We start from the raw sequence: 11,711 nt of genomic DNA on the forward strand, positions 1-11,711 counted from the left end.
TTCTCGTCTCGCGCCGAAATCATCCGTCGCTTTAACGGATGACCTAGGCCCAGGGCGCCAGGCATTCAATTAACGAATTGTAACGCCGTGAAACATTCGGATGAAAAGGCTGGCGCCGGGTGGCAAGATCAGGTGGGAAGAATTGATCGGGCATGAAAAAAGGCCGCACGAGGCGGCCTTTTCTGCATCAAGCATGTGACGCGGTCAGTTTGCCTGGCGGCGCAGGAAAGCCGGGATCTCGACATTGTCCTGGGCGGCATCGGGGCTGGCCAGATCGTCGAAATCGGTTTCCTGCTGACGCGCACGAACGGCCACGCGTTCGTTCACGCGTTCGGAAATCGACGACGCGGCAGGCTTCGGCGCCGAGGCGTCGGAATGGCCGGCCATCCGTTCCAGCATCCGGCCCAAGCCCGCCATGCGGCTTTGCGTGCGGACGGGTTCGGCCGGCTGCGGCGCGGGCTGCGGCTGGCGTTCGCCCTTGTGTTCGACCGCACGGCGCAGACGCTCCAGCGTCTCGGGCGAGGCCTGGCCGCGCGGAACGGCGCCCTGCGGGGCACGCGGTGCGATGAAGCCAGCGTCTTCCTTCACGTTCAGCATCGCCGGTTGGGCAGGCTCGCGCCGCTGATAGGCGGGGGCGGGCATCTCATCCTCGATCCGCGCGGCAGGGGCCGGGGCGGGTGCCGCGACCGACCGCGTTTCAACGACCGGAGGGGCGACGCGGCGCGCGGGCAGATCGTCCTGCTGCGGCGCTGCGGCCTCGGGCTTCTGGGCCAGCGAGGGATGCTGCGTCAGCGGTTCGGCCATGCTGCGGCGGGGGGCGGGAACATCTGCCGCCGCCACGCTGGCGTCGATGCCGGTTGCCACGACCGACACGCGGATCGAACCGTCCATGTCGGGGTCCAGGGTCGAGCCGACGATGATGTTGGCGTCGCTGTCCACCTTGTCGCGGATCACGTTCGCGGCCTCGTCCAGCTCGAACAGGGTCATGTCATAGCCGCCGGTGATGTTGATCAGCACGCCCTTGGCACCGTTCAGGCTGACCTCGTCCAGCAGCGGGTTGGCGATGGCGCGTTCGGCGGCTTCCTGGGCGCGGTTCTCGCCCGAGGCTTCGCCGGTGCCCATCATCGCCTTGCCCATCTCGTCCATGACCGAACGGACGTCCGCGAAGTCCAGGTTGATCAGGCCCGGCTTGACCATCAGGTCGGTCACGCCCTTGACGCCCTGGTACAGCACGTCGTCGGCCATCGCGAAGGCTTCGGTGAAGGTGGTCTTTTCGTTGGCGATGCGGAACAGGTTCTGGTTCGGGATGATCAGCAGCGTATCGACAACCTTGTGCAGGGCCTCAATGCCCTCGTCGGCCTGGCGCATACGCTTGGTGCCTTCGAACTGGAAGGGCTTAGTGACGACGCCGACGGTCAGGATGCCCATCTCGCGCGCGGCCTGGGCGATGATCGGGGCGGCGCCGGTTCCGGTGCCGCCGCCCATGCCGGCGGTGATGAAGCACATATGCGCGCCCATCAGGTGGTCGACGATGTCCTCGATGGTTTCCTCGGCGGCCTTGGCGCCGATCACGGGCTTGGCGCCGGCGCCCAGGCCCTCGGTCACCTTCGGACCCATCTGGATGCGGCTGGTCGCGCGCGATCCCGCAAGGGCCTGCGCGTCCGTGTTGGCCACGACGAACTCAACCCCATCGAGCTTCTTCTCGATCATGTTGTTGACCGCGTTGCCGCCTGCACCGCCGACACCGAACACGGTGATGCGCGGCTTCAGTTCGTCTTCGTCGTTCATCATCAGATTGAGGTTCATGGTTCCGCCTGTTTTTTGCTATGTCGATCGGGTCATGTCCTGCCGCCCGTCGAATCCCTCGTCGTCATTGACAATTCTAACGAGCGGGTGGTCCTGCGTCACTGGAAAAACGCGTGAAATCCGCAAAATCTGGCGGTATTCGCAGGTTGTTTCGGCGGTATCTCGCCAATACCTCAGGATGTGGTGGCGCCGCAGCGGCGCCACACATTCCATGTCAATGACTTACCAGTTGTTCTTGAACCAGCGGTAAGCGCGGCGCAGGCTGCGGGCCGGATAGGTGTGGGCGGGCATCTCGAAATCCCACCACTCATCCTGGGGGTGCGCGGCGAACAGCGCCAGTCCGACCGCGCTGGAAAAGCCCGGATCGGTGAACTGGTGCGCCAGCCCGTCGATGCGCAGGGGCCGCCCGCAGCGGATGTTCGGACCCAGGATGCGCGCGGCCAGACCGTCCAGACCGGGGATCTGGCTGCCCGCCCCGGTCAGCACGATCTGCTGGCTGGGCATTGAATCGAAGCCCGCCGCGTCAAGAACCTCGCGCACGCCTTCCAGGATTTCCTCGACCCTGGGACGCATGATGCCGATCAGGTCGGCGCGGCTGACTGTCCGGCGGCGCCCATCCCAGTCATCCGAACCGCCGTCGATTTCCAGCATGTCGCGATCGTCGCGGCCCGTCGCCTCGACCCCGCCGCTGAGGGTCTTGAGCCGTTCGGCGATCGGCAGGGGAACCCGGAGGCCTTGGGCGATATCCTGCGTAACCAGCTGCCCGCCGATCTTAACATTGTCCGCAAAGATCATGTGTTTCTTGACGAAAATCGACACACCCGTGCCGCCGCCGCCAAAGTCGATGCAGGCCGCGCCCAGTTCCTGTTCATCCTCGACCAAGGCCGCGCGGGCCGAGGCATAGGAGGCCGAGGCGATCCCGGCCAGTTCCAGGTCGCAGCGGCGGATGCACTGGACCAGGTTGCCGATCACGTCGCCGTCCACGGTCAGCACATGCATGTCGCAGGCCAGGCGGTTGCCGACATGATCGCGCGGGTCGCCCAGGCCGGTGCGGTTATCGACGGCAAAATTGACCGGCTGGGCGTGCAACACCTCGCGGCCCCGGCCGAAATCGGGCGCGTCGCAGGCCGCCAGGACGGAGGCCACGTCGTGATCCTGGACCCTGCCTGCATCCAGCGTGATTTCCCCGGCCAAGCCATAGGACGCCGGGCGGCCGCCCGACAGGCAGGCGATGACGTGATCCACGCGCACGCCCGCGACCTTCTGCGCCGCCGCGACAACCGTGCGGATGGCGCGTTCGGTTTCGGCCATCACCTCGATCTCGCCGCGCCGCATCCCCCGCGACCGGGTCGAGGCCGCGCCGATCACCTTGAAGTTGACCTGCCCGGCCATCGGTCCCACGCCGTCGGTTTCGCGGAACGTGCCCGTTCCGTCAAAGCGCAGGACCAGGCAGGCGATCTTGGACGTGCCAATGTCCAGGATCCCGATCACCCCGCGTTGCAGGGCGGCCCGGCGGATGTTCCGCATCGCGCGCTGCGTCTGATAAAGTTCTGCCATCGCTTCAGCCCCCCTTCTTTTCTTCTTCCTGAACGACCTTGCCGTCCGGTCCCAGCAGCGGTTCGCCCCGTGCCTCGCGGATGGTGTTGCGCGCGTCGATGCCCAGGCGCAGGACCGGGCGTGACGGATTGCGCAGATCGACCGCGGTGATGTCGCGGCCCAGCATGTCCTGGGCGCGGTCCAGCGCCATCGCGGCCTCCATCGCGATCACGGCGCCGGTCGCGGGCAGCATGATCCGCTGGCCGTGGTCCAGCACCAGGTCCCAGCGCCGTTCGCCCCGGCGCACCAGACCCCGCACGCGCGGCAGGATCGGTCCGGCGGCGTCCATCAGGGCAAGCGCCTCGGCCACCGCAAGATCAGCACCCTCGCCCGCGATCAGGGGCAGGTCGGGGCGAACATCGCGCGCCGTGACGGATGCGACGCGGTGGCCATTGCGGTCCAGGATCTCGATCCCGCGCGCATGGCGCCACAGGATCGCCGGCTCGCGTTCGGTGACGACGGCCGACAGGATCCCGCCCGGCTTGATGCGCAGGTCGATCGATTCGATCACGTCAAGCTGCATCACCTGCAACCGCAGCGCCGTCAGGTCGATGTCGAAGCTGGAGGCGGGCAGATCGACCGGCAGCATCGCGCGCAGGGCCTTGTCCACCACGGGGGACGCGCCCTCGACCACCATGGTCGTGACCTGGAATTCCTCGCGGCTCTGGATCTTGTCCACCACCTGCTGGATGCCGTCGGTCAGCAGGGCGCGGCGATCCTCGTCCGACAGCCACAGGCCCGCCGTCATGGCGACCAGGAAGGCCGGCACGCCGATCCGCACCGCGCGTCGCCAGATCGGGCGCAGCCACATGCGCTCCAGCCGGTATTGCAGGCGCGTGGGCGCCGGGTCGCGCCTGACGGGCGGCGGCTGACGATTGGGGCGGTGGTCGATCACTTCGGGCACAGCGCGTCCTCGACCATCCAGCGCATCAGATCCGGGAAGCCGATCCCCGCACGGGCCGCCTGTTCCGGCGCCAGAGAGGTCGGCGTCATGCCGGGCTGCGTGTTCACCTCGAGGATGATCAGCCCGTCCAGGCCCCGCGTGTCGTCCCAACGGAAATCGGTGCGCGACAGCCCCCGGCAGCCAAGCGCCCGATGCGCGCGAACGGCGTGATCCAGGCAGGCTTCGGCGATGTCGGCGGGGATGTCGGCGGGGATGACATGGCGCGAGCCGCCGACCGAATACTTGGCGGCATAGTCATACCAGCCCTCGGTCACGATCTCGGTCACGCCAAGGGCGCGGTCGCCCATCACCGCCGTGGTCAGTTCGCGCCCCGGAGCATAGGTTTCGACCATCACCTGTGCGGGCATCGTGTCGGCCAGTTGCGGCGGCTGGTTGGCGCCGTCATGGACAATATAGACGCCCACGGACGACCCTTCGTCGTTCGGCTTGACCACATAGGGCGGCGGCAGGACATGGCGGGCGCGCACCTCATCGGCGCAGGCGATGACGCTTTCGACCACCGGCAGACCTGCGACCCGCAGCGCATCCTTGGCCCGCGTCTTGTCCATCGCCAGGGCCGAGGCCAGCACGCCCGAATGAGTATAGGGCAGGTCCAGCCATTCCAGGATGCCCTGGACGCAGCCGTCCTCTCCGAACCGGCCATGCAGGGCGTTGAAGACGACATCGCATCGCAGGCCCGCCAGGCGCGCGACCAGATCGCCGCCGCGTTCGGACCCCAGTTCGACCTCGATCACCTCATAGCCCGCCATCCGCAGCGCATTCGCACATTCGCGCCCCGATGACAGCGACACCTCGCGCTCGGCCGAGGGTCCGCCCATCAGAACGGCTACGGTATGGGCTGTCCTGCTCGACCTGCCCGCCACGTCTTTTTCGCCTTTCGCCCCGGTTGATCCGGGATTTCTGTCCCCGCGCTGCCGGGTTGGACCCCGATCTGCGCTTATCGGGAAAGAATAGCTGATGCGCGGAAATCACAAAAGGACAATTTTAGCTATCTGCTAAAGATTGTTGCGAAAATCGTTAATCAATTCCCGGTTGCACCCGGCAGGGGATCGCCAACCCGGATCACCTCCCATTGCAGATCGTGGCCGCTGTCCTCCAGCACCCGGCGGCGGACCAGTTCGCCCAGCGCCTCAAGCTCGGCTGCGGTCGCCCCGCCGGTGTTCAGAAGGAAGTTCGGGTGTTTTTCCGACATCTGCGCGCCGCCCCAGCTGTGGCCGCGCAGGCCCGCACGGTCGATCAGCGACCAGGCCTTGAGGTCGTGGACATCGTCCGCCCTGCCCGTGGAACTGAACCCCGCCGGATTGCGGAAGGTGGATCCGGCGCTGCGTTCCCTTGTGGGCTGGGTTTCGTCGCGCCGGGCCAGTTGGTCAGCCATCTTCTGATGCAGCGCGTCGGGGTCGCCAGGGGCCGCGCGGAACGTGGCCTCGGTCAGGACGCTATCGGGGGGCAATTCGGCGTGCCGATAGGCGAAGCGCAGGTCGTCAGGGGTCAGCACGATCCGCTCGCCCTGCCGGGTGATGGCGCGGGCCTCGACCAGATGATCGGCGACATAACTGCCATAGCAGCCCGCGTTCATGCGCACCGCCCCGCCGATGCTGCCGGGGATGGTGCGCAGGAAGGTCAGGTCCAGCCCGCCGTCCGCCGCCCGCCGTGCGACATGCGCGTCCAGAGCGGCCGCGCCTGCGGTGACAAGGCCCCCGTCAACCGTGATGGCGTTGAAGCCGCGGCCCAGGCGGATCACCACGCCCCGGATGCCGCCGTCGCGCACGATCAGGTTGCTGCCGACGCCGATGGGAAAGACCGGGACGCCCGGGTCCAGGGCGCGCAGGAAATCGGCCAGGTCGTCCTCGTCCGCCGGCTGGAACAGCCAGTCGGCGGGGCCGCCCACGCGCAGCCAGGTCAGGCTGTCCAGGGGACGGTTGGGGGTCAGCGTGCCGCGGGTGGGGGGAAGATCGGTCATCATGGCCGATGTGGTAGCCAGAGGGCGGCCTTGGGTCAACCACCGCCCCCTGCCGCCAGCACGCTGAGAGAGCCGTCGGTTTCCAAGACCACCGTGGTATCGCCGTCCATGTCTGCATGGCCGGACTGGCGCATCGCGGCTCGGATCTCCTCCATCGTGACCCGTTGGCGCTTCAAGGCAGTGGGGACAGGCTGACCCTTGCTGACCAGCACCGTCGGTTCCGCCTTGACCAGATCCTGAATACGGTCGGACCGGACCGACAGCCAGGTGATGACGAATTGCAGGCCGATCAGCAGGGCAAAGGCGGCCAGCCCCTCCACCAGCGGGACCGACCGGCTCAGCAGGACCGTCGCCAAGGTCGAGCCGAGGGCCACCGTCACGACCAAATCAAAGGCGTTCATCTTGCTCAGCGTGCGCTTGCCCGACACGCGCAGCATCAGCACCAGACCGGCATAGGCGAGGCTTCCGACAAGAAGCACCCGGCCAAGGCTGGCCCAGGTGTCAAAGAAGATCGGCTGATCCATGGCGGTCCCCCCTTGCTGTTGATCGGACAAGGCCAACCAGCAAGAATTTCCGGGGTTCCCCAACGGTCACTCGGCGGGCGGCACCATGCGCTTGGCCGACCTGCGGTGCGGGGCGCGCAGCAGCACCGCAATGCCCAAGGCCAGCCCTGCCACGCCGGCCATGGGACCGCCGTTCAAGGTAAGCCAGCCCAGCACCGGGATGCCGATCAGGATCAGCGCCCAGAAGGCCCTGTTTCGGTGGCGCGCCTGCAATCGACGCTGGATCGTGGCCAGAGCTACCCACCCCAGCACGATCCCGATCGTGACAAGCAGGCCCGAGGTCACGCGGCCCGCCCCTGCAGCCGTTCCGGCAGCCCGTTGGCCCAGGTGGAAATCGTGCCGGCCCCCAGGCAGACCACCATGTCGCCGGGCCGGGCTTGTTCGCGCACCAGGCGCTCCAGGTCGTTCTCGTCCAGGATGGCGCGGGCGTGGCGATGGCCGTGGGCGATCAGCCCCGCCACCAGGTCGTCGCGGCTGGCGCCGGGGATCGGATCCTCGCCCGCGGCATAGACCTCGGCGATGGCGACCACGTCGGCCTCGTTGAAGCAGGTGCAGAAGTCATCGAACAGGTTCGACAGGCGCGAATAGCGGTGCGGCTGGTGGACGGCGATCACGCGGCCCTTGGTGGCCTGGCGCGCGGCCTTCAGCACGGCAGCGATCTCGACCGGGTGGTGGCCGTAATCGTCGATGATGGTGACGCCATTGATTTCGCCGACGCGCGTGAAGCGGCGGCCGACGCCGCCGAACTTGGCCAGGGCCTCGCGGATTTCCGCCTTCTTGATGCCCAGGTGGCGGGCGACGGCCACGGCGGCCAGGCAATTCGAAACGTTGTGATCGCCCGGCATGGGCAGGGTGCAGCCCTCGATCATCTCGACGTCGCCCGTCTCGGTCGGACCTTCGCCCTGCAAGGCAATGTCGAAATGGGCGATGCCGTTTTCGTAACGCAGGTTCATCGCCCGCACATCGGCCTGGGCGTTGAAGCCGAAGGTCACGACGCGCCGGTCGGTCAGCTTGCCGACCAGGGCCTGCACCTCGGGGTGGTCGGTGCAGCAGACCGCAAGGCCATAGAACGGAATACCCGAGGCGAAGTTGTAAAAGCCCTGGCGCAACGCGTCGAAGCTGCCCCAATGTTCCATATGCTCGGGGTCGATGTTGGTGACGATGGCGATGTCGGCGGGCAGGCGGTTGAAGCTGCCGTCGCTCTCGTCGGCCTCGACCACCATCCATTCGCCTGCCCCGGCCCGCGCGTTCGAGCCATAGGCGTGGATCACGCCGCCGTTGATGACGGTCGGATCCAGCCCGCCCGCGTCCAGCAGGGTGGCCACCATCGTCGTGGTGGTGGTCTTGCCGTGCGTTCCGGCGATGGCGATGTTCGACTTCATCCGCATCAGTTCGGCCAGCATCTCGGCCCGGCGGACCACGGGCAGGCCGCGGCGGCGCGCTTCCTCCAGTTCCGGGTTGCCCTTCTTGATCGCGGTGGAGATCACGACAACGCCGGCCTGCCCGATATTCTCGGCCCGCTGGCCTTCGAAGACGCGGGCTCCCAGGGTTTCCAGGCGGTCGGTGATCTTGGACTTCTTCGCGTCGCTGCCCTGCACGTCATAGCCAAGGGTCAGCAGCACCTCGGCGATGCCCGACATGCCGATGCCGCCGATGCCGATGAAGTGGATCGGCCCCAATTCGTGCGGCAGTTTGGTGGCGGCGTTCATCGGGCAATCTCCGTGACAAGGTCGTAAAGGCGCCGCGCCGCGTCGGGGCGGGCAAGAAACAGCGCGGCGGCGGCCATCTGGGTCGCGCGGGCGGGGTCGTTCAGGATCGCGCGGATGTCGCGCGTCAGGCCGGGGGCGTCAAGCACCGATTCGGGATGGATCAGGGCGGCGCCCACCTCGGCCAGGGCCTGGGCATTGGCGGTCTGGTGATCGCCGGCGGCGGCTGCATAGGGGATCAGGATCGCGGGGCGGCCGACCACGGTGATGTCGGCCAGGGACGATGCGCCGGACCGGCTGATGACCAGTTGCGCCCGCGCCAGCCGTTCGGGAACGTCGGCAAAGAACGGCTGCACATCGGCACTGATGCCAGCCTCGGCATAGGCGGCGGCGACGCGGTCCCCGTCCTCGGGACGGGCCTGGTGGCTGACATGCAGGCGGGTGCGCATGTCGTCGGGCAAGGCGGCGATGGCTTCGGGAACGACGTCGGACAGGACGCGCGCGCCCTGGCTGCCGCCGATCACCAGCAGGTGCAGCAGCCCATCCCCCGGCGCGGCATAGGGGGCCGCGGCGTGGTCCAGCACCGCCTGGCGGACGGGGTTGCCGGTATGGACGCCGGTGATGGCGGGGGGCAGGTCGGTGGGCCAGGTGCCGCAGGCGACGCGATGGACGCGCGGGGCAAAGATGCGGTTTACGCGGCCCATCACGCCGTTCTGTTCGTGGATCATGCGCGGCACGCCCATGGACAGGGCAGCCGACATGGCCGGGATCGTCGGATAGCCACCGAAGCCGATCACCACCGCGGGCCGATTCCTGCGGAACGCCGCGCGCGCGGCCAGGACGCCTGCGGCGATCTTGATGGGCGCGGTCAGCTTGCCCCAAAGCCCACCCCGCGCGGTGGTCGCGGACCGGACGACGCTGCGCTCGACCCCTTCGGGAAAGCCGCCCGCATAGCGCGCGCCCCGGTCGTCGGTGGACAGGCGGACGCGCCAGCCTTCAGCCAGCAGCAGTTCGGCCAAGGCCTGCGCCGGGAACATGTGGCCCCCGGTTCCCCCGGCGGCGATCAGGGCCAGCCGTCCGGTCATGTGCGGCCCCTGCGCAGGATCTCGGCCAGTTCGCCCTGGGGCCGGGTGCGGGTCAGCGCCAGCAGCATCCCGGCGGCGATGCCGGAAGCGATCACCGACGATCCGCCATAGCTGACGAAGGGCAGCGTCATGCCCTTGGCGGGCAGCAGGCGCACGGCCACGCCCATGTTGATCAGCGCCTGCACGCCAAAGGCGCAGGCAAGGCCCGCCCCGGCAATGCGCGCGAAAGGATCGCGTTCCCGCAGCAGGCGCAGCAGCGAACGGACGACGATGGTGCAATAAAGCGTGATCACCGCCAGGACCATGACGGTGCCGTATTCCTCGGCCGCGACGGCGATGATGAAGTCGGTATGGGCGTCGGGCAGCGACCATTTCACGCTGCCCTCGCCCACGCCGACGCCGAAGAAGCCGCCGTCCTGGATCGCCTTGGTGGCATAGCCGATCTGCGTTCGGGGGTCGATCTCGGGGTTCAGGAACCCGTTGATGCGCCGGGCAAAGTGTTCGGATGCGCCATAGGCGAAGACGCCGCCCATGATGGCCAGACCGGCCACGCAGATCAGCAGCAGCATGGGCGCCCCGGCAATGAAATACATCACCAGCCAGGAAAACAGCACCAGCGAGGCCTGGCCGAAGTCAGGCTGCAAGGCCAGCAGGATCACGACCACCATGGCGGTGATGAAGGAATAAAGCCTGCCCGGAGGTCCGCCCACCATCTGGGCCGCGGCCATGAACCAGGCGCAGATGGCGACGAAGCCGGGCTTCAGGAACTCGGACGGCTGCATCGAGATGCCCGCGATGGACAGCCAGCGGGTCGCGCCCTTGCCGTGATCCTCGCCGATCAGGGGCAGAAGCAGGATCAGCAAGAAGGCCGCCGCAAAGCCCATCACGCCGATGCGCCGGATCTGGCGCGGCGACATCATCGAGATCACCAGCATGGTCACCAGGGCCATGGCCCCGAACACCGCCTGCCGCTGGACATAATAGAAGCGCGGCAGGTCGTTCTTTTCCGCCAGCGGAACCGATGCCGCCAGCCCCAGCAGGATGCCGATGGAAAACAGCCCCAGCACGCAGGCCAGGGACCACTTGTCCAGCGTGCGCCACCAGCGCGGAAGAATCGGGTCGCCCGCCCGCACGGGCGTCGTGCCAAAGACCATCTCGGTCATGGGGATACCGCCGTCACTGCCTCTTGTTTCGCCCGTTTATCCGGGTCTGCCGGTCAGCATAGCGCGAAAATCGGGTCGGCGCTACTGGCGAATGCAGCCGGTTCAACCCAGCGTAGCAAGTCCGGGAAAGGTTTCCAGCAGCCAATAGGAAAAGGCCGAAAATGCCCCGGTGATCAGCATCGCGCCCACGATCACCAGCAGCAGCCCCATCACGCGTTCGACCACATGCAGCCAGGGCTTGATGCGGTTCATCAACCCGATGGCGCGGTTGATGAAGATCGCGGCCAGCAGGAACGGAATCCCCAGGCCAAGCGCATAGACCGCCAGAAGCGCGGTGCCACGCGACAACTCGCCCCCCGTCGCGGCCAGGGACAGGATCATGCCCAGTTGGGGTCCGATGCAGGGCGTCCAGCCAAAGGCGAAAGCCAAGCCCAGCAGATAGGCGCCGAACGCCCCGCCGCCCTGGGCACCGGCGTCGATGCGGGCCTCGTGATCCAGAAAGGGAATGCGGATCACCCGCAGGAAATGCAGGCCCATGACGATCACCACGCCGCCCGCGATCCTGGCCAGAAGCTCCTGGTATTGCAGGAAGGCCCGGCCAAAGGCCGACGCTGCGAAGCCCATGATCAGGAACACCGTGGACAGGCCCATGACGAAGAACAGCGCGGGCAGCACGGCGCTGCGTTCCTGCGCCCGCAGCCCGTTCACCCCCACCCCGGTCATATAGGCCAGATAGGGCGGCACGATGGGCAGCACGCAGGGCGACAGAAAGGACAGGATCCCGGCCAGCATCGCCACAAGGGCGGCAGGCAGGAAGGCGGCGGTGGCAAGTTCGATTCCCAGCATGGCGGGCACCTTACCCGTTCGG

At 67.5% G+C, this 11,711-nt stretch carries 11 protein-coding genes; all 11 read right to left on the bottom strand.

The window, feature by feature from the left end; all coding sequences use genetic code 11:
• Positions 1-204: 204 nt before the first annotated feature.
• The 11 genes from ftsZ to RAH32_RS05650 all read right to left on the bottom strand — a co-directional run bounded on the left by ftsZ (position 205) and on the right by RAH32_RS05650 (position 11,689).
• Positions 205-1,806, bottom strand: coding sequence for a cell division protein FtsZ (ftsZ, locus tag RAH32_RS05600; RefSeq protein ID WP_306605930.1), 1,602 nt, complete (start codon positions 1,804-1,806; stop codon positions 205-207).
• 222 nt (positions 1,807-2,028) lie between these two features.
• A complete protein-coding gene (gene ftsA / locus RAH32_RS05605; RefSeq protein ID WP_306605933.1) occupies positions 2,029-3,363 on the bottom strand; it encodes a cell division protein FtsA in 1,335 nt (444 codons plus the stop codon).
• Positions 3,364-3,367: 4 nt separating this feature from the next.
• Positions 3,368-4,306, bottom strand: a complete 939-nt coding sequence (locus tag RAH32_RS05610) for a cell division protein FtsQ/DivIB (RefSeq protein WP_306605935.1) — start codon at positions 4,304-4,306, stop codon at positions 3,368-3,370.
• Entirely contained in the window at positions 4,294-5,184 is an 891-nt protein-coding gene (locus RAH32_RS05615; protein WP_306606557.1) for a D-alanine--D-alanine ligase, read from the bottom strand. The genes RAH32_RS05610 and RAH32_RS05615 overlap by 13 nt, the downstream gene beginning before the upstream one ends.
• 203 nt (positions 5,185-5,387) lie before the next feature.
• Entirely contained in the window at positions 5,388-6,329 is a 942-nt protein-coding gene (gene murB, locus RAH32_RS05620; RefSeq protein WP_306606559.1) for a UDP-N-acetylmuramate dehydrogenase, read from the bottom strand.
• Positions 6,330-6,361: 32 nt separating this feature from the next.
• Positions 6,362-6,850: a DUF421 domain-containing protein gene (locus RAH32_RS05625; protein WP_306605937.1), complete on the bottom strand. Its 489-nt coding sequence runs from the start codon at positions 6,848-6,850 to the stop codon at positions 6,362-6,364.
• A gap of 66 nt (positions 6,851-6,916) precedes the next feature.
• A complete protein-coding gene (locus tag RAH32_RS05630; protein ID WP_306605939.1) occupies positions 6,917-7,174 on the bottom strand; it encodes a DUF2484 family protein in 258 nt (85 codons plus the stop codon).
• On the bottom strand, positions 7,171-8,598 hold the full coding sequence (murC, locus tag RAH32_RS05635) for a UDP-N-acetylmuramate--L-alanine ligase (protein WP_306605941.1): 1,428 nt from the start codon (positions 8,596-8,598) through the stop codon (positions 7,171-7,173). Before murC ends, RAH32_RS05630 begins: the two co-directional genes overlap by 4 nt.
• Positions 8,595-9,680, bottom strand: coding sequence for a UDP-N-acetylglucosamine--N-acetylmuramyl-(pentapeptide) pyrophosphoryl-undecaprenol N-acetylglucosamine transferase (locus RAH32_RS05640; protein WP_306605943.1), 1,086 nt, complete (start codon positions 9,678-9,680; stop codon positions 8,595-8,597). The genes murC and RAH32_RS05640 overlap by 4 nt, the downstream gene beginning before the upstream one ends.
• Positions 9,677-10,843 carry a putative lipid II flippase FtsW gene (gene ftsW / locus RAH32_RS05645; protein WP_306605945.1) on the bottom strand — a complete coding sequence of 389 codons (1,167 nt, stop codon included), beginning with the start codon at positions 10,841-10,843 and terminating at the stop codon, positions 9,677-9,679. Before ftsW ends, RAH32_RS05640 begins: the two co-directional genes overlap by 4 nt.
• Before the next feature lie 102 nt (positions 10,844-10,945).
• Positions 10,946-11,689, bottom strand: a complete 744-nt coding sequence (locus RAH32_RS05650) for a cytochrome c biogenesis CcdA family protein (RefSeq protein ID WP_306605947.1) — start codon at positions 11,687-11,689, stop codon at positions 10,946-10,948.
• Positions 11,690-11,711 lie beyond the last annotated feature (22 nt).

It is taken from the genome of Paracoccus yibinensis (assembly GCF_030846195.1).
Classification (GTDB): Bacteria; Pseudomonadota; Alphaproteobacteria; order Rhodobacterales; family Rhodobacteraceae; genus Paracoccus; species Paracoccus yibinensis.